General features: G+C 65.8%; 15 protein-coding genes and 2 pseudogenes. 12 read left to right on the top strand and 5 right to left on the bottom strand.

The window, feature by feature from the left end; genetic code table 11:
• Positions 1 to 51: 51 nt before the first annotated feature.
• From NCS00_RS31740 to NCS00_RS31710, 7 genes are all read left to right on the top strand, one after another.
• A complete protein-coding gene (locus tag NCS00_RS31740) occupies positions 52 to 1,590 on the top strand; it encodes a purine-cytosine permease family protein (protein WP_250442141.1) in 1,539 nt (512 codons plus the stop codon).
• Positions 1,591 to 1,770: 180 nt separating this feature from the next.
• A complete protein-coding gene (locus NCS00_RS31735; protein ID WP_250442140.1) occupies positions 1,771 to 2,205 on the top strand; it encodes a hypothetical protein in 435 nt (144 codons plus the stop codon).
• Between the two features lie 10 nt (positions 2,206 to 2,215).
• Positions 2,216 to 2,980 carry a bestrophin-like domain gene (locus NCS00_RS31730; protein ID WP_008345338.1) on the top strand — a complete coding sequence of 255 codons (765 nt, stop codon included), beginning with the start codon at positions 2,216 to 2,218 and terminating at the stop codon, positions 2,978 to 2,980.
• A gap of 70 nt (positions 2,981 to 3,050) precedes the next feature.
• Positions 3,051 to 6,311, top strand: coding sequence for an adenylate/guanylate cyclase domain-containing protein (locus tag NCS00_RS31725; RefSeq protein ID WP_250442139.1), 3,261 nt, complete (start codon positions 3,051 to 3,053; stop codon positions 6,309 to 6,311).
• An 11-nt stretch (positions 6,312 to 6,322) separates the two neighbouring features.
• On the top strand, positions 6,323 to 6,724 hold the full coding sequence (locus NCS00_RS31720; RefSeq protein ID WP_250442138.1) for a hypothetical protein: 402 nt from the start codon (positions 6,323 to 6,325) through the stop codon (positions 6,722 to 6,724).
• Positions 6,725 to 6,773: 49 nt separating this feature from the next.
• Positions 6,774 to 7,172, top strand: coding sequence for a MarR family winged helix-turn-helix transcriptional regulator (locus NCS00_RS31715; RefSeq protein WP_008345341.1), 399 nt, complete (start codon positions 6,774 to 6,776; stop codon positions 7,170 to 7,172).
• A 48-nt stretch (positions 7,173 to 7,220) separates the two neighbouring features.
• Positions 7,221 to 8,528 (top strand): chloride channel protein, encoded by a 1,308-nt coding sequence (locus NCS00_RS31710; RefSeq protein ID WP_250442137.1) that lies wholly within the window; start codon positions 7,221 to 7,223, stop codon positions 8,526 to 8,528.
• A gap of 9 nt (positions 8,529 to 8,537) precedes the next feature.
• Here the strand turns inward: NCS00_RS31710 and NCS00_RS31705 are convergent, their stop codons facing one another.
• A complete protein-coding gene (locus NCS00_RS31705) occupies positions 8,538 to 9,869 on the bottom strand; it encodes a type II toxin-antitoxin system HipA family toxin (RefSeq protein ID WP_250442155.1) in 1,332 nt (443 codons plus the stop codon).
• On the bottom strand, positions 9,869 to 10,210 hold the full coding sequence (locus NCS00_RS31700) for a helix-turn-helix transcriptional regulator (RefSeq protein WP_250442136.1): 342 nt from the start codon (positions 10,208 to 10,210) through the stop codon (positions 9,869 to 9,871). Before NCS00_RS31700 ends, NCS00_RS31705 begins: the two co-directional genes overlap by 1 nt.
• A gap of 146 nt (positions 10,211 to 10,356) precedes the next feature.
• On the opposite strand from NCS00_RS31700, the pseudogene NCS00_RS33760 reads away from it, so the two are divergent.
• The 3 genes and pseudogenes from NCS00_RS33760 to NCS00_RS31685 form a co-directional block, all read left to right on the top strand.
• Positions 10,357 to 11,548 (top strand): annotated as a pseudogene (locus NCS00_RS33760) (CoA-transferase); the annotation flags it as partial.
• Positions 11,545 to 12,096, top strand: a complete 552-nt coding sequence (locus tag NCS00_RS31690; RefSeq protein WP_250442135.1) for a shikimate dehydrogenase family protein — start codon at positions 11,545 to 11,547, stop codon at positions 12,094 to 12,096. The pseudogene NCS00_RS33760 and the gene NCS00_RS31690, both read left to right, overlap by 4 nt.
• Positions 12,039 to 12,437 (top strand): annotated as a pseudogene (locus tag NCS00_RS31685) (fumarylacetoacetate hydrolase family protein); the annotation flags it as partial. The gene NCS00_RS31690 and the pseudogene NCS00_RS31685, both read left to right, overlap by 58 nt.
• Positions 12,438 to 12,500: 63 nt before the next feature.
• On the opposite strand, the gene NCS00_RS31680 reads toward NCS00_RS31685, so the two are convergent.
• The gene (locus NCS00_RS31680; RefSeq protein WP_008345348.1) at positions 12,501 to 13,646 is read right to left on the bottom strand and encodes a porin; all 1,146 of its coding nucleotides are present in this window, start codon (positions 13,644 to 13,646) and stop codon (positions 12,501 to 12,503) included.
• A gap of 387 nt (positions 13,647 to 14,033) precedes the next feature.
• Here NCS00_RS31680 and NCS00_RS31675 point away from each other — a divergent pair, with 387 nt between their 5' ends.
• Both NCS00_RS31675 and NCS00_RS31670 read left to right on the top strand, forming a co-directional pair.
• Positions 14,034 to 14,753, top strand: coding sequence for a response regulator (locus tag NCS00_RS31675; RefSeq protein WP_008345349.1), 720 nt, complete (start codon positions 14,034 to 14,036; stop codon positions 14,751 to 14,753).
• Positions 14,754 to 14,764: 11 nt separating this feature from the next.
• Positions 14,765 to 16,069 carry an ATP-binding protein gene (locus NCS00_RS31670; protein WP_034471160.1) on the top strand — a complete coding sequence of 435 codons (1,305 nt, stop codon included), beginning with the start codon at positions 14,765 to 14,767 and terminating at the stop codon, positions 16,067 to 16,069.
• A gap of 8 nt (positions 16,070 to 16,077) precedes the next feature.
• Here the strand turns inward: NCS00_RS31670 and NCS00_RS31665 are convergent, their stop codons facing one another.
• Both NCS00_RS31665 and NCS00_RS31660 read right to left on the bottom strand, forming a co-directional pair.
• Complete coding sequence (locus NCS00_RS31665; protein ID WP_250442134.1) at positions 16,078 to 16,770, bottom strand: response regulator; 693 nt, start codon at positions 16,768 to 16,770, stop codon at positions 16,078 to 16,080.
• A 3-nt stretch (positions 16,771 to 16,773) separates the two neighbouring features.
• The gene (locus tag NCS00_RS31660) at positions 16,774 to 18,381 is read right to left on the bottom strand and encodes an ATP-binding protein (protein ID WP_250442133.1); all 1,608 of its coding nucleotides are present in this window, start codon (positions 18,379 to 18,381) and stop codon (positions 16,774 to 16,776) included.
• Positions 18,382 to 18,419: the final 38 nt, after the last annotated feature.

The raw sequence follows: 18,419 nt of genomic DNA, 5'->3' as shown, positions 1-18,419 counted from the left end.
GCGCATTCCGACGCAACGGAATGACCGCCGATAACAATGGAGCGAGACAACATGGCAGACAACACCAGCGACAGCACCAGCATCACGAAGATCGAAACCTACGGTTTCGAGCGCATTCCCGACGCTTCGCGATACGCGCGGCCCATCGATCTGTTCCGCCTGCTGTTCGGCGGCTGCAATACGTTTTCGACTTCGGTGCTCGGCAGCTTTCCGGTGCTCGTCGGCCTTTCGTTCGAAGCGAGCGTGTGGTCCATCGTGATCGGCGTGCTCGCGGGCACCTGCATGCTCGCGCCGATGAGCCTCTTCGGGCCGCGCAACGGCACGAGCGATCCGGTGTCGTCGGGGGCGCACTTCGGCATTCATGGCCGCATCGTCGGATCGTTTCTCGCGGTGCTCACATCGGTCGCGTTCTTCTCGCTCGCCGTATGGAGTTCGGGCGATGCGCTCGTCGGCGGCGCGCACGACATGATCGGCTTGCCGGTCAATCCGTGGACGCTCGGCACGGCGTATCTGGTGTTCGCGGTGCTCGTGCTGATCGTCTGCATCTACGGATTTCGCTTCATGCTGTGGGTGAACAAGATCGCCGTGTGGGCGGCGAGCCTCATGTTCGTGCTCGGCGCATTCGCGTTCGCGGAGCCTTTCGACGTCCACTACGCGGGCACGCTTCAGCACGGCAGCGCGGGCTTCTGGGCGGCGTTCGTCGGCGCGGCGCTGGTCGCGTTGAGCAATCCGGTTTCGTTCGCGTCGACGCTCGGCGACTGGGCGCGCTACATTCCGCAATCGACGCCGCGCCACCGCGTGATGGGCGCCGTGTTTCTCGCGCAGATCGCGACGTTCGTGCCGTTCCTCTTCGGCCTCGTCACCGCGACGATCATCGCGACGCAAGCGCCGAGCTTCATCAGCTCGAACGACTACGTGGGCGGCTTGCTTGCGGTATCGCCGCGCTGGTTCCTGTTGCCGATGTGTCTGATCGCGATCATCGGCGGACTGTCGACGGGCACGACCGCGCTCTACGGCACGGGCCTCGACACGTCGAGCATGTTCCCGAAGTTCCTCAACCGCGTGCGCGCGACGGCGCTGATCGGCCTGCTCGCCATCGGCTTCATTTTCGTGGGGCGTTTCGCGTTCAACCTCGTGGAAAGCGTGGCGACGTTCTCGACGCTCATCTGCACCTTCAGTTGCCCGTGGATGGCGATCATGGTGATCGGCTTCGTGCAGCGCGGCGGTTTCTATCTGGCCGACGATCTGCAAGTGTTCAATCGCGGCGGGCGCGGCGGCCACTATTGGTATAGCCACGGCTGGAACTGGCGCGCGATGGGCGCATGGCTGCCGGCCGCGTTCATCGGGCTGACGTTCGTGAATCTGCCGGGACAGTTCGCCGGGCCGCTCGGCGCGCTCGCGGGCGGCTGCGATCTCAGCGTGCCGGTTTCGTTCGTCGTGGGCGGCGCGCTGTATCTGACGATGCTGCGGCTCTTTCCCGAACCCGACGCCGTTCACGGTCCGCAAGGGCGCCGTCTCGTCGGCGCGTCGCGCGAATCTTCACGCACGAGCGCGCACGTTCCGATCACGGCGCGCGTGCGCGAGGATTGACTTTCATAACGCTCGTCTATTCGAACATTCGGACGATAGATTTAATCCACCGTTGATCCAGCGCTTTTCCAGTATCGGTTCAACACATGGACGTTATTCACGCGTGTGTTTCAGTGCGGATCGCAAAGGCGATCCGAGACGGAATACATCGCGTTCCGGCATTCCCCGACAGGAGACGAGATGTCCGAGCCGAAACATCCAGCCGGTGCAGAAGCGCGTCGAGTCTTTCTAAAGAACGTTGCGGTCGCCGGCATGGCGACGGGCCTGTCGGGCGTCGTCGGCGATGCGCTGGCGCAGGCCGACGCGTCGCCATCGGGCGGGACGGGCGCGGCGTGGAAGCCGGCGACGCGCGCGACGCTCGACATCAATCAGCAGTACGCCAACTTCCTTAACTTCGCGGATGCACAGGACTTCGAGGACGCAACCGACGTATCGCGGCGCAGCAACATCGTCGTGATGCCGGAGGCGGGCTTGCGCGCATGGCTCGCCGGACGGATCGGCGCGCGCGCGGCGCTCGGCGATGCGCTCTTTCACGTCGACGCGCCGGCGCTCGCCGGAACGACGCTGGCGACGATGCTCGCGAGCGCCGAATCTTCCGTGGCCGACGCGCGCTGAAGGAGCGCCGATGACGGTTTTAGTCGATCATCCGGAAGGTTTGTTCGTCGTGCTGCTCGCGCTGTTCATCGGCGCGGTGGCGTGCGGCGCGCACGTATTGCGGCGCTTCGCCGTGCTGCCGCCGGAGGATCGCGAAGACTTCAACATCATCCAGACTTCCACGCTGACCTTGCTTGCGCTGCTCGTCGGCTTCAGCCTGTCGATGGCGGTGAATCGCTACGACTTGCGCAAGACGCTGGAGGAAAGCGAGGCGAACGCGATCGGCACCGAATATGCGCGCGCCGATCTCGTCGATGCCGCGACCGGCGCGAAGATCAAGTCCGCGCTGCTCCGCTATACGAAGCTGAGACTGGCGAACTACACGACGCGCGCGCCCGATGCGCTCGCGACGATCGTCCGCGATACGTCGAATGTCGAAACGGAGCTGTGGCAGCTCGCGACGCAAGTGGCGAAGGATCAGCCGACGCCCATCGGCGCGCTCGTCGTCGCCGGCATGAACGACGTGCTGAACTCGCAGGACTACTCGGAGGCAGCGCGCATCAACCATATTCCGCTGGGCGCGTGGTATCTGATGATCATCATCGCGCTGCTCGGCTGCGTGATGCAGGGCTACGGCGCGAAGGGCAAGCTGACCAAAGGGCTGCTCATCACGATTCTTCCGGCGACGGTCGCGCTGTCGCTCGCGCTGATCGCCGACATCGACAGTCCGAAAGGCGGATTGATCCGCGTCGAGCCGCGCGATCTCACGCGGTTGCTGCAGTCGATCGGAGCGTGAGAGCCATGGCGCGCGTCCGGCTGCGTGCTATCTTTTTGAGTGGAAGCAGATCTTCCGCCCAGGAGAGATCGTGGACGTCGCCGCCTGGCTGCGCAGCCTCGGAATGGAACGGTACGAGCCGGTGTTTCGCGAGAACGCCATCGACGCCGACGTGCTGCGCAATCTCACCACCGACGACCTGAAGGAACTCGGCGTCGCGCCGGTCGGGCATCGGCGCAAGCTGCTCCATGCGCTGGCCGGACTGCCGCATGCGTCCATCAAACCGGGCGATGAAGGAGAGCGGCGGCAAGTCGCCGTGCTTTTCGCCGACCTGTGCGGCTTCACGCAGATGAGCCGGGAAATCGACGCGGAAGAAGTGCTCGACGTGCTCGATCGATACTTCGAGCAGGTCGATCGCATCGTGGAGCTGCATGGCGGCCATGTCGACAAGCACGTCGGCGACTCGGTGATGGCGGTCTTCGGCGCGCCGGTCTCGCATGGAAACGATGCCGAACGCGCAGTGCGCGCCGCGCTCGCAATCGACGATGCGATGCCCGGCCTGTCGCGCGCGCTCGGTCGCGCGGTTTGCGTGCACATCGGCATTGCGGGCGGCGAGGTCGTCGCGAGCGGCACGGGCAGCGCGACGCATCGGGCGTACACCGTCACCGGCGACACCGTCAATCTCGCGTCGCGTCTCACGGACGCGGCCGGCACGGGAGAAATCCTCATATCGGAGGCCGTGCGGCGTCATCTGGCCGAGCGTCTCGATTGCGTCGAACGCGGCGCGCTGTCCGTCAAGGGATTCGCCGGTCCGGTTCCGGCATGGCGCATCGCCGGCATTCGACACGCGCCGCCGATCCGGCCGATGGTCGGCCGCTGCGAAGATCTGCTCGCGTTCCGGACCGTGCTCGGCTCGTGCCGCGCGACGGGCCATGGACGCACGATCGTGCTGCGCGGCGAGGCGGGCATCGGCAAGACGCGCCTCGTCGAAGCGTTCGAAAGCGCCGCGCGGGATGCGGGATTCGTCTGTCACGGCGGGCTCGTGCTCGACTTCGGCGCGGCGACCGGACGAGGCGCGATTCAATCGCTCGTGCGCGGACTGCTCGCGCTCGACGATCCGAACGATGACGCAACGATAGGGCAGGGCATCGCCCAGGCGATCGCCGCCGGTTCGATCGATGAAGGCGATGCGCTCTTTCTCGAAGACCTGCTCGACATGCCCATGCCGCTCGCGGATCGCACGGTCTTCGAGGCAATGGACAACGCGATGCGCGTTCGCGGCCGGCGCGATGTCGTGGCGCGGCTCGTTCGTCGCGCGAGCGGCCGGCATCCGCGGTTTCTTGCCGTCGAAGACATTCACTGGTCGGATGCGCCGACGCTGGCGGACCTCGCGGCGCTATCCGCGACGGCGGCGGATTGCGCGGCCGTGCTCGTACTGACCGCGCGCCCGTTATCCGAAACCTTCGACGCGTCCTGGCACGCCGCGCACGGCGCGCCGTATTCGCTCATCGATCTCGGACCGTTGAGCGCAAGCGAGGCGCGCGTCATGGCCGAATCGTTTCCCGGCGCGACGGCGGATCTCGCGGAGCGCTGCATCGCGCGGGCGGCGGGCAATCCGCTGTTTCTCGAACAGTTGCTGAACCACGCGCAGGACGGCGCGGAATCCGGCGTGCCCGGCTCGGTGCGCAGTCTCGTGCAGGCGCGGCTCGACCGGCTCGATTCCGCCGGCAAGACCGCTTTGCAGGCGGCGTCGGTGCTCGGGCAGCTCGTCGAGAAGGATGCAGTCGATTTTCTCGTCGATGAAACCGGCGCGGGCGCCGCGCTCGAATCGCCGTCGATGGATCGCCTGGTGCGACGCCAGGGCGCCGGCTTCATCTTCCACCACGCGCTGATCCGCGACGCGATCTACGACGGGCTGCTGAAAAGCCGTCGCCGCGCGTTGCATCGTCGCGCGGCGCAGTGGTTCGGCGAGCGCGATCCGGTTCTGCGCGCCGAGCATCTCGATCGCGCCGCGGATCGCGCAGCGGCGCTCGCCTATTGCGACGCGGCGCGCGTGCAGGCGTCGGCGTATCGGCATGAAGCGGCGCTTCGGCTCGTCGCGCGCGGGCTCGAAATCGCGGATGCGGACAGCGACCGCGCCGCGCTCGAATGCCTGCGCGGCACGATCCTGCACGACGCGGGCGACATGACATCGGCGCTCGCGGCGTTCGAAACCGCGCTCGGCTTCGCCACGACCGACACGGCGCGCTGTCACGCGTGGATCGGGCGCGCGACGGTGAAGCGCGTCATCGACGATCTCGATGGCGCGTGGGCCGATCTGAATCGCGCCGCATCGGCCGCGACCGCGCAAGGACTGCTGCGCGAGGAAGCGCGCATCCATTTCCTGCGCGGCAACCTGTGTTTTCCGCGCGGCGATATCGAAGGCTGCGTGCGCGAACACGAACGCAGCCTCGCGCTCGCGCAGCAAGCGGGCGACGCGGAACTGGAGGCCGCCGCGCTCGGCGGAATCGGCGACGCGCAGTACATGCGCGGACGGATGATCAGCGCGAACGACGCCTTCAGCCGCTGCATCGAGCTGTGCCGGCGCCACGGATTCGGACGGATCGAAGTCGCCAATCTGCCGATGCACGCGATCACCGCATGGTTCGCGGGCGCGGCGAACGCGGGGCTCGATGCGGCGCTCGCGAGCGTGGCCGCGGCGGAGAAGGTCGGGCAGTTGCGGGCGCTCGCGGTTGCGCATCATGCGGCGTTTCACTGCCTGCACGATCTCGCGCAGTGGGATCGCGCGTGGGAGCATGTCGGCCCGGCGCTGCGCTGTGCGCGCGAACTGAAATCGAGGCGCTTCGAAGGCGAGGCGCTCGCGTTGCGCGCGGAATTGCATCGTGTCGCGGGACGCCGGCGCGACGCGCTCGACGATATCGAAGAGGCGCTGTCGATCAGCCGCGAGACCGGCATGACGTATCTGGGCGCCGCGTATCTCGGCGTGCTGGCGCGTTCGACGGACGACGTCGCGGTCTTCGACAGCGCGCTCGCGGAAGGCGAAGCTCTGCTCGCCAGCGGCGCGGTGAGCCACAACCACTTTCTCTTTCGGCGCGACGCGATAGACGCGTGCCTCGATCGCGGACTTCTGGACGCGGCCGCGCATCACGCTGCGGCGCTCGAAGATTACGCGCGACGCGAGCCATCGCCGTTTTCGGCATTCGTCGTGGCGCGGGCGCGCGCGCTCGTCGCGCATGGCAAGGGCGACCGGAAAGCGGCGTCGACGGATGCGCTACAGCGGCTCGCGCAAGAGGGCAGGAAGCGCGGCTTGCTTTACGCGCTCGCAGCAATCGATGACGCGCTGCGTCGATGAGGACGGCGATCATGTGGAACGAATGGACGCGTCGAATCAAGGTCTTCGTTCAACGCTTCTGGCAGCCGACGAGCGCATGCATGACGTGCATGCCCGGCAGCTGGGGCAATATCGCCAGCGCCGCGCACTGGATGGTGGCGTTCAAGACCGGCCTTCTGACCGGACTGCTCGCGCTGCTTCTGACCTTCACGCCCGCCGCGAAACTCTACGGAAACCGGTACGGTAATGCAGCGCTCGTCGGCGTGCTCACCGCGATCGGCGACGCGTATGCGCATCCGGGCCACTATCGTCTGCCTTGCGTCGAGCATGTGCTGACGGGCGCCGTCTCCATGCTTCTCGCGCTGCTCGCTTCGTATCTGTTCGAGGACCGCGCGCGGCGCCTTCGGGTGGCGTGGCGACGCGTGTTCGGGTAGCCGGCGTCGTATGATCCGCGAGCAAGCCAATCTCGAATCAGGATCGCCAATGTCATCGAGCATCAACAAGCAGGATCTGGAAGCGATGTCGAGCTTCCGTTACGAGCTGCGCAAGTTCCTGCGCGTGTCGGAGGAAGTCTGCAACGCGGCCGGCATCACGACGCTTCAGTACCAGTTGCTTCTGCATGTACGCGGATTTCCCGAACGGCGCTGGGCCACCGTGGGCGAGCTCGCGGAGCGGCTGCAGGCCGCGCCGAACGGCACCGCGGCGCTGGTGTCGCGATGCGAGACGGCGGGACTCGTCACGCGCAAAACCGACAAAACCGATCGCCGTCAAGTGCAGGTTCACCTCACCGCGAAGGGCGAGCGGTGCCTGCTCAGGCTCGCTGCAGAACACAAGGCGCACTATGGATCGTTCGGCTGGGTGTTCGGTCCGCAGGAAGTGTGATGCAACTTTTATGTCACAATGTGCCTTAAATTTTAGGCGGCTTCCCCGATGCACATTCCTGGATTCATCGACCGGCGCACCATCCTGCGCGCGCGCAGACTGTGGCTGCATTACGGCGTGTTCTGGCTCGGCGCGATCGCGACCGGGCTCGTCGCGGTCATGTATGCACGGCTGATCGACTTCGGGTACGACGCTTTTCTGCGCGTCGTCGCCGTCTACTGGTGGTTGCCGCTGCTGCTCACGCCCGCGATCGGCGCGCTCGCTGTCTGGCTGACGCGCCGCTTCTTTCCCGGCTCCGAAGGCAGCGGCATTCCGCAGGTCATCGCGATGCTGCACGACAAGCGCGAGCTCGGGCCGCGCCTGCTCACGCTGCGCATTCTCGTCGGCAAGATCGCCATATCGTTTCTGTCGATTCTCGGCGGCTTCACCATCGGACGCGAAGGGCCGACCATCCATGTGGGCGCGGCGCTCATGTTCAGCTTGCGCCGCTTCTATCCCACACGCTTGCGCAACATGCGCGGCGGCGCGCTGGAACGCAATCTCGCGCTCGCGGGTGCGGCTGCGGGATTGTCGGCGGCGTTCAATGCGCCGCTCGCCGGCGTGGTGTTCGCCATCGAAGAGCTCACGCGCAGCTTCGAGCAGCGCACGAGCGGCGTGCTGATTACGGCGATCATCTTTGCCGGCATCGTTTCGCTGGCGCTGCAAGGCAACTACGTCTACTTCGGCACGATCGATCTCACCGGACACTTCCCCGAATCGCTCGCGCTCGCCGTCGTTTTGCTCGGCGTGGTGACGGGCATCGCGGGCGGCATCTTCTGCTGGCTGTTGCTCAACACGGAGCGCTGGATGCCGGGCCGTCTCGTGAGCTGGCGTCAGACGCATCCGGTGGCGTTCGGCGCGGCGTGCGGGCTCGTCATCGCGGTCATCGGCGTGGTGGCGGGCGGCCATACCTTCGGCAGCGGCTATGCGGAAGCGCGCGGCATGCTCGAAGGCCACACGGAAGTCGGCGCGAGCTATCCGTTGCTGAAAATGGCGTCGATGGTCGGGTCGTATCTGCCGGGCGCGCCGGGCGGACTTTTCGCGCCGTCGCTCGCGATCGGCGCGGGCATCGGCAATGCGCTGCATCTCGTGTTCGGCAACATGGAATTGCCGATGCTGATCGCGCTCGGCATGGTCGGCTATCTCGCCGCCGTCACGCAGAGTCCGATCACGGCGTTCGTGATCGTCATCGAGATGATCAACGGTCACGCGCTCGTGCTGTCGCTGATGGCCACCGCGCTGATTGCGAGCCAGGTGTCGAAGCTTTTCGCACCGCCGCTCTACGAAGCGCTCGCGCAGAAGTACATGGGCAAGTGACGCCGCGCGTCACGATGCGAGCTTGCGCGCGAGGCGGCGCATGCCGTCGAAGATCGTCTCGGCGACGTCCATCGGGAAATCGCGTGGCAAGCGTGCGGCCACTTCATCGATGACGTGCGGCGTGCGCGCGCCGAGTTCATCGATCATCGTTTCGACATCGTTCGCGGCAAGGCCGACGCGCCGCCCCTGCGCGATCCAGTGCCGCCGCTGAATCTCGCCGATCAGATAGTGCGCGTTCTTGCTGCGCACGGCCATCGCGAGGCGCACGCGTTGCGCGGCGAATTGATTGGCCCGCGTACCGATGACCGGATGCGCCGAGAGCACGTCATAAAGCGGCGTCGATTCATACCGGTTGCCGGGCAGATGCGCGATGCTGAAGTTCTTCGCGTGACCATCGGTGGCGGCGAGTATCCAGAAGATCATCTGCGTGCGAAAGAAGCGAAGACGGTCCTGTGCGGCGTGCGTCGATCCGGCGAGCACCTCCATGATTCGTTCGATGCCGGGACCGCCGTCCGACTCGTACTTGAGCAGCGCGGGCGTGCCGGTGGCCTGACACATGTCCTCTTGCGGCAGGCGCAGGATCCACGATTTGTCGCTCGACAGACGGCGATCGAAGCGCTCGACGACGAGCACCTTCTGATCGTCGAAGCGTTCCATTTCGCATCGCGCGATGGGCAGGCCGAACGCCGCGACGATCTTCGAGCAGAGCCATTCGTTCTCGACCGATGTACGCATGTCGGCGCGCATGTTGCCGACGAGCCCGAGCGGCAGCTTGAAGATATGCGTGGTCGGCGTGCTGCCTTCGGGCAGAAGCCAGCGCTTGCCGTGACGCAGAAGCGCGGTCTTTTCCTGCGCCCCGGCGATGGACAGGCGCAGGTCGTCGACCGTTTCGTGCTGGCCGGGTTGCGGCGCCGATGTGGTCTCGCGCAACAGACGCGCGATCTGCGATGCGGTGAGCGCACGGCCTTTTATGGTGTCGAGATCGACGGGCGCTTCGCCGGGCGGCAGCATTTGAAGGGCGCCGACGCAATCGCGGCCCAACTGCGCGAGCAACTGGAACGGCGCCGTGCCGCCGGTGCGGAATCGCGTGGCGATGCGGCGGCGGATCGGCTCGCTATCGGGCAGGAGATTGTCGAAGAAGTCGGTGACGACTTGCCCGCGCCACGGCTGATTGCCCGGCGTGAAGGGCAGCGACAGCGATAGCGGACGGCCTTGAGGATCGGCGATCCAGTCGTCGCGATAGACGAGGCGTTCGCCGGCCGCGCCTGTTTCCCAATGCCCGACGGGCAGGCCGTTCATCCACAGGTCGAGTCGGCCGGATTGCGTGCGGCGCGCCATGATTACCAGTTCTCCCGTTTCTTCGAGGCCGCAGCGGCGGCCGTGGCGCGCTTGCGTGCCGGGCGCGCGGCGGTGGCCTTGGCCGCGATGGGCGGCGGCGGGTGTATCGGCGCGGCTTCGCTCGCCTTTTCCGCTCGCGTGAGCGCGAGTTCCACGTCGAGCACGCGTAGAACCTTGAAGAGACGTTCGACGCTCACTGCTGCCGGATTGGCTTCGAGTTGCGCGTACGTCTGCTGCGTAACGCCGAGACGCGCCGCGACCGCCGCTTGCGTAAGGCCCGCCGCCTTGCGAAAGCCGATCAGGATCGGCCTGAGCTGGCTCAGTGTTTTCAGCGAATAGTCCATCGCGTGCTCCTACAGGTTTTGATCTGTAATGTCATTTTACAGCCTCTGAGTTGTTAAGCATTAAAACAGATCATAGCCTGTAAATCGATGCGTGCCCCGTCGATACCTCGTCCTTTGGGTTTGTCCCAATGGCCTCGTCGTCAAGGTCGCAACTGATGCGCGAAATGGCGGGCGGGCGTCCCGGCCTCATCACGAAGACCGGGCTCGGCACGTTCGTCGATCCGCGTCAGCAGGGCGCGCGTCAGAGTCCGTCGACGGAAGAGATGCTCGTCGAGCTGATGTATATCGACGGCGAGGAATGGCTGCGCTTCAAGCCGTTCCCGATCGATATCGCGTTCCTGCGCGGCACCACCGCCGACGAAGACGGCAACGTCACGATGGAACAGGAAGCCGTGCTCGGCGAAATGCTCGCGATGGCGCAGGCGACGCGGCGCGCGGGCGGCATCGTCGTCGTGCAGGTGAAACGCATGGCGCGGCGCGGCACGCTGCCGCCCAAGCAAGTGAAGATCCCCGGCATTCTCGTGGACTTCGTCGTCGTCGAGCCGGAGCAGCGTCAGACTGATCGTGCGGCGCGCGGCGATGGAGCTGTATCCGCATGCCGTGTGCAATCTCGGCGCAGGCATTTCGACGGGACTCTCGACCGTCGCCGCGGAAGAAGACCTGCTCGACTCGGTGATCCTCACCAACGAGCAAGGGCTGATCGGCGGTGCGCCCATCACAGGCCGCGATTCGGGCGGCGCGCAGAACTTCGCCGCGATGATCGAGCAGCCGTCGCAATTCGACTTCTACGATGGCGGCGGTCTCGATCTCGCGTTCCTCTCGTTCGCGGAAGTCGACGCGCACGGCAACGTGAACATCAGCCGCTTCGGCGACAAGATCGTCGGCGTCGGCGGGTTCATCAACATCAGCCAGAACGCGAAGCGCGTGATCTTCAGCGGCACGCTCACCGCGGGCGGGCTCGACGTGCAATGGGAGAACGGCAAGACGCGGATCCTGCAGGAAGGCAGGCATCGCAAGTTCGTGCGTTCGCTCGAACAGATCTGCTATAGCGCGCCGCTCGCGCACGAGCGCGGCAATTCCGCGTTGTTCATCACCGAGCGCGCGGTGTTTCGTGTCGGCGATAAAGGGCTGGAGTTGATCGAAGTCGCGCCGGGCATCGATATCGAACGCGATGTCTTCGCGCAGATGGATTTCCGTCCAGCCATCGCCACCGACGTGCACGAGATGGATGCGCGCATCTTCGCGCCGCAACTCATGGGCATCAAGGATGAAACGGTGGCCCGGGAACGTAGGCATCGTTCGCAACGCATCGCCGAGTGGTACGGGAGCCGCGCATGAGCGCCGCGTCGATCACGGGGCGCACGCGCTTGTACGGCATCATCGGCGATCCGATCGCGCAGGTGCACTCGCCCGAAGTCTATACGCGCAAGTTCGCCGATGCGGGCATCGATGCGGTGCTCGTGCCGATGCACATCGAGGCAAGCGAGATGGATGCGGTTCTGCCCGCGCTGCTGCGCCTGAAGAACCTCGACGGCCTGCTCGTGACGTCGCCGTTCAAGACACGTGCGCTCGCCATCGCCGATGAAGTGCATTCGCGCGGACGGCGCATCGGCGCGGCGAACGCTTTGCGTCGCGATGACGAAGGCCGCTGGCACGCCGACATGTTCGACGGCGAAGGCTTCGTGCGCGGCCTGCTCGCGAAGGGCCACGACGTGAAAGCGAAGCGCGCGCTCGTGCTCGGATGCGGCGGCGCGGGCGCGGCCATCGCGGTATCGCTCGCGGATGCAGGCGTCGCGCACATCACGCTCTGCGATATCGATCGCGCGAAGTCTGCAACGACGTGTCCGAGCGCGCGTTCCAGCTCGAACACGGCGGTCAATGGGTGAAAGGCAAGATGGCGCCCACCTTCGGTCCGCTCGGTCCGTGGCTCGTCACGCCCGATGAACTCGGCGACGTGCAGAATCTGCCGCTGTGGCTCGAACTGAACGGCAAGCGCATCCAGAACTCATCGACGTCCGACATGATCTTTCCGATCAGCAAGCTCGTTTCGTACATCAGCCAGTTCGTCGTGCTCGAAGCGGGCGATGTCATCACGACGGGCACGCCGCCGGGCGTCGGCCTCGGCATGAAGCCCGAGCAATACCTGAAACCGGGCGACGTGATGAAGCTATCCGTCGAAGGGCTCGGCGTTCAGGAACAGACCGTCGCGCGCTGGGACGATCAGTAACGCCGCAACCCATGCGACGCAAAAACGGCGGACATACGCGTCCGCCGTTCGCTCACGCTTCGATCAGAAGCGGTGACGCAAGCCCACGGTCGCCGAGACCTGGCTGTTCGTCGACGATGCCGACAGTCCGTTGATCGCCGCCGTGATGCCCGAATCGCCCGTATCGCTCACGTGCTGATACACGCCTTGCAGATACACGTCGGTGCGCTTGGACAGCGCGTACGCCGTTTGCAGGCTGAACTGATTCCACTTCGGATCGACGCCTTCGAGATGGCCGTCGGTGAAGGTGTACGCGCCCGACACCGACCACGCGGGCGTCAGGTTGTAGCGGCCGTTCACTTCGTAGTTGGTGAAGCGCGCGCTGCCGCCATCGAGCGTGATGCCGTTGGTCGTGCCCGATGCCGATGCGCCGATGCCCGTCGCGCCGTCGAGTCGCGTCTGCGTGAAGACGAAGCCCGCTTGCGCCGCGCCGAACGTGTAGCTCAGGCCCGCGCCGAACGTGCGCTGACGGCTTGCGCTGAACGTGGCGTCATCGCTGACTGCGCCGCTCGAATTCAGCGTCGCGCCCGCGTTGTTCAGCTGCATGTAGCTCGCCGCTACGTTCAACGGACCGTAGTTGTACGATGCGCCCACGCTATACGCGCGATTCGTCGCGAAGCCGCCCGCATCGTTCGAGAAGCCATACAGGCCGCCGAACTTGAAGCCGCCGTAGTTCAGGCTCTGGTACTTCACGGAGTTGCTGACGCGGAACGAGTTGTCGAGGTTGTCGTTGTCGAACGGATGCGCGGCCTGCGTGCCGCCGTATTGCGTGCCCGTGAGTGCGAGCGGGCCGAGATAATCGACGACGGAATCGTACTGACGGCCGAGCGTGAGTGCGCCCGCGCGATCGCTCGACAGTCCGACGAACGCCTGACGGCCGAACTCGCGTCCGCCTTGGCCGAGCTTGCCGTTCATGATGCTGAAGCCGCTTTCGAGGGTGAAGATCGCCTTCAGGCCGCCGCCGAGATCTTCGGTTCCGCGCAGGCCCCAGCGGCTGCCGTTGACGGCGCCGCTCGTCGCCTGAACGTTATGCGCGCCGCCCTGATTGTTCGTGTAGGTGAGGCCCGCGTCGATGAGGCCATAGAGCGTCACGCTGCTTTGCGCGTGCGCCGTGCCGGCGACGGTGCCGAGCGCGGCCAGCGCGCTCAGCGTGAATAGGGATTTCTTCACTGTGGTATCTCCAAGAGAGCTTGAGGTTCTTTCCGATCGATCGGTCGACGCATCGGACGGCGGATTAAATCACGGCACATGACGTGCTTTCGTTGGACGCGAGTTACCGAATGTTGTGTAACGCGTGCGCCTGCGGAGCACAGCGAAAGAGGAATCCCTTGAGCATCAATGCGTTCGCGTGCGCGCGATGCCGCAATGCGGCGCGAATCGCGATTACCTGCGGTAATGCCTTGTGCGAATCGGAAGGACGTTGTGGTCTGCGCGCGACATCCGCGTACTGAGTAAGATGGCTGAGTGTGTCCGGATTGACATCAAGTTCAGGTCCGGATTGATGGACAATCTCGTCTTGAGGCGCGACGCCGCCCGCTCTCGAACCGGTGCAACGAAGTGAACGAATCTCAACTGCTGCTCGTGGAAGACGACCCGGAAATCAGCGAATCGCTCGCGGATTATCTGCGCGGCAAGGGCTTTCGCGTGCAGGTCGCCGGAAGCGCGGAAGCCGGACACGAACTGCTCGCGCGCGGCGGCTTCGACCTCGTGCTGCTCGACGTGATGCTGCCCGGCGAAGACGGCCTGAGCTTCTGCCGTCGCGTGCGTGCATCGGGCGGGCCGCCCATCATCATGCTGACCGCGCTGTCCGAACCGACCGACAAGGTCGTCGGCCTCGAACTCGGCGCGGACGATTACGTGTCGAAGCCCTTCGATCTGCGCGAGCTGCTCGCGCGCATCCGCGTCGTGTTGCGCCGCGGCCAGACGAACGAGGCCGCCGCGCGCGCGCCGGCAAGCGAAATCGTGATGACGTTCTCCGGCTTCACGTTCTATCCGTACCGGCGCTTTCTACGCTCGCCCGCCGGCTTGCGCGTGCCGTTGACGGGCGCCGAAACCGACTTGCTGCTCGTACTGTGCCAGCATCCGCGGCAAGTGCTATCGCGCGAAGAACTCATCCGTCTCACGCGCGGCAAAAACTTCCCGATCGCGACGCGCTCCGTCGATCTGCTCGTGAGCCGGCTGCGCCGCAAGCTCGCGGGCGACGATCCGCTCGATGATCCGATCCGGACCGTGCGCGCCGACGGTTACGCGTTCCAGCCCGAAGTGACCGCCCAGTGATGCGCCGCCTGATGCCGCGCGTTTTCGCGACCACGCTCGGGCAGATTCTCGCGATCGTCGCGGGCTCGTCGGCGGCGACGCTGTTGCTCTTCATCGTGTTGCTGTTCTATCCCGGCGCGCCGCCGAGCCCGCCGTGGCCGTGGCAGACGTCGTATCGCATCGTCGCGCTGGTGGACATGCTGAGCGCGACGCCCGACGCGGACCGCGTGCGCGTGCTGGCCGCCGCCGGTCGCGCGCGCATGACGGCGAAGCTCGTCGACGATGCCGTCATCTGCAAAGGCTCGACGCTCGACACGCACGATCTCGAAGCCGCGCTCAGAGCGGAACTGCACGCGGGCGCGGCGCTGACGGTGCGAACGTGCGATGCGCGTCAGCCGACGCAGAATCTTCAAGTGCTGATTCCCCTCGGCCAGCGCACGCTGGAGATTCGCACCGACCGCAACGAACGCGAGCCCGATCGCTTCACGATTCCGTTCTTCGGCGCGCTCGCGTTTCTGTGCGTGGGCGTCGCGGGATTGTCGGCGTGGGCGGTGTCGCGCGTGATTCGCCCGTTGCGGCGATTGTCCGAGAAAGCCGATGCGTTCGGCCGCGACATCACCGTTGCGCCGATCGATGAAGAAGGACCGCTCGAAATCCGCCGCGCCGCGCATGCGTTCAACCGCATGCAGGAACGCATCGCGCGCTCGATGCAAAGCCGCACGCGCATGCTCGCCGCGATCAGCCACGATCTGCGCACGCCGCTCACGCGCATGCGCCTGCAGCTCGACGCCGAGAAGAAAGAGATCGAGCGCGCCAAGCTGCTGCGCGACATCGATCTGATGCAGACAATGGTGAGTTCCGCCCTCGCATTCCTCACGAGCGATGCGGGCGCGGAGAAAAAAGAGTGGCTCGATCTCGGCGCGCTGCTCGGCACGCTATGCGACGAATACGCGGAGTCGGGCGCGGCGATCCGCTACGACGGGCCGGATCAGATTCCGTTCTTCTGCAAGCCGGATGCGATCCAGCGCGTGCTCACGAATCTCATCGACAACGCCATTCACTTCGGCACGGAGATCGTCGTGACGGCGGCGCTCGATGCAGGCAACGTGGTGATCGACGTGACCGACGACGGGCCGGGCATTCCCGCCGATCGCCTTCAGGACGTGATCGAGCCGTTCGTGCGCCTGGACCCGGCGCGCGCGCAGCGGCCCGGCAGCGTGGGCCTCGGGCTGTCGATCGTCGATGACATCGTGCGTTCGCACGGCGGCACGCTCGCGCTCATCAATCGCGAGCCTTCGGGCCTGATCGCGCGCGTGACGATGCCCGCATCGAACTGAACGTTCGCTCAGATTTCGAGCTTGTATCCGACGCCGTAGACCGAGACGATGATCTCGCCCTCGGGCCGGACGTCCTGCAGCTTGCGGCGCAGATTCTTGATGTGGCTGTCGATCGTGCGATCCGTCACCACGCGATGATCCGCGTAGACGTTATCGAGCAGAAACGAGCGCGGCAGTATTCGGCCCATCGACACATGCAGCAGATGCAGCAATCGGAATTCGATCGGCGTGAGGCGCAGTTCGTGGCCGTCGAGCGTCACGCGATGAAACTGCGGATCGATTTGCAGGGCACTGGCCGCCGTACCGATCGCGGTTGCGTTCGCGCCGCCCGCGCGACGCAAGATCGCCTTCACGCGCGCGACCACTTCACGCGGGCTGAACGGCTTGCACACGTAGTCGTCCGCGCCGGTTTCGAGTCCGAGCAGACGATCGATCTCGTCGATGCGCGCCGTCAGGATGATGACCGGCAGCTCCGAAAACGTCCGCAATTCGCGGCAGATATCGAGTCCGCCGCGGCCCGGCAACATCAGGTCGAGCAGCATCAGCGAAGGCGGCGTTTGACGCACGAACGGGATGACCTGCGCGCCATCGGCGAGCGTCGTCACGATGTAACCCGCGACGCGCAGATAGTCGGCGAGCACGGCGGCCAGCTTCGGCTCGTCCTCGACGATCAGGACATGGGCGGGAGAAGTTACGGGCATCGCTTACTCGCGGTGGGAAGGAAAGCGCGCGGTGATCGACACGCCGCCGTGCGCCGAATCGTCCGCGCGGATGCTGCCGCCATGCGCCGTGACGATCGCCTTGCATAGCGAGAGCCCGAGTCCCGCGCCGCCGCTTTGCCGGCTGCGCGATTCGTCGACGCGATAGAAACGGTCGAAGAGATGCGGCAGCGCGGACGTCGGCACGCCCGGCGACGAGTCCTGCACGTTGAGCGTCCAGTCGTCGGGTGCGCCCGCGAGCGCGACGCGCACGCGCCCGTTCGGATCCGTGTAGCGCAGGGAATTCTGCAGCAGGTTCTTCAGCAATTGCACGAAACGCGCGGCGTCGACATCGACATCGGCGGAGGCGAGCGCATTGCTGCATTCGACATCGATGGCGAGCCGCTTCGCGCGGAACGACTGACGCATCGCATCGACGGACGCGCGCGTGAGCGCGTTCACCTGCGCGGGCGCCTTGCGATAGCGCAGCATGCCGACATCGCTCAGCGACAGGTCGTACAGGTCTTCGATGAGCTTGTTCAGCGCCGCGACTTCCGTCTGCAGCGAGGCGAGCGATGCGGCATCGAATACATGCACGCCGTCTTCGATCGCTTCGAGTTCGCTGCGCAGCACGGCGAGCGGCGTGCGCAATTCGTGCGACACGTCCGCGATGAACTCGCGCCGGCAACGTTCCGCGCGCTCCAGGGAATCGGCGAGCGAGTTGAAGTCCGATGCGAGCTTGTCGAGCTCGTCGCGATTCTTCGCGGGCACGCGAATCGAATAGTCACCGCTCGCGAGCCGATGCGTCGCGGCCATCACGCGGCGCACCGGCACGAGCACGAGGCGCGCGAGCACCATCGCGACGACGGCGGCGAGTATCACGGCGACGCCGCCGATCTGCCAGGTCGCGCGCATCTGCTGCGCCTGAAACGCGATGTCGGCGGCGTCGGTGAGCGGCGTCGGCCCGGCGGTTGCGAGCCAGCCGACGATCTTGCCATGCACGCGCACGGGCGACGCGGGCGCATCCGGCGGCGGCGGCTCGTTGGTGGATGCGACGAGCGCGCGATCCGCATCGAACAGCGCGGCAGGCGGACGTTCCCGTCTATGCCCGCGCACGCGATCCGGCGATTCGATTTCGGGCGCTGTATTCAGCGAATCGCGCAGACGTGCGGATTCAGGCGGCGCGAAAGGCGACGGGTTCGGCAACGCGTTCGAAGGACGCATGCCCCAGTGCGGACCGTGCCACGGCTCGCCGAGCGGCCCGAGGATGCGCGCCACGCTCCCGCTGCCCGGAAAGCTGCGCCACGCGCTCGGCACGGTCGCGCGCATGTCTTCGATCTCGCGCCGCACGAACTGCTCCTGTGCGTCGTCGAGCAGCGCGAGCCATGCATCGTCGTTGCCGCGCAGGAACGCCCAGTTGCCGTGCGCGGCGTACTCGCTCGCGACCTTCGCCATCACGGCGCGTTCGCGCCCCGCATCGCGTTCGCGCACGTAATGCAGAAAGCCGTTCTCGAAGCTGACGCGCACGGCGTAGCCCATCGTCAACGTGATGACGAGACACGCGACCAGCACGAGCAGAAAGATCTTCGAGGCGATGCCAAAACGAAACTTCAATGAGGAACCCTTCGCGTGGCAGGCAGATTGAATGACGG

Origin of the sequence: Caballeronia sp. AZ1_KS37 (assembly GCF_023631165.1) — a bacterium.
Lineage (GTDB): Bacteria > Pseudomonadota > Gammaproteobacteria > Burkholderiales > Burkholderiaceae > Caballeronia > Caballeronia zhejiangensis.
The sequence above is the reverse complement of the archived record's forward strand: the minus strand, read 5'-3'. Positions and strand labels throughout refer to the sequence as shown.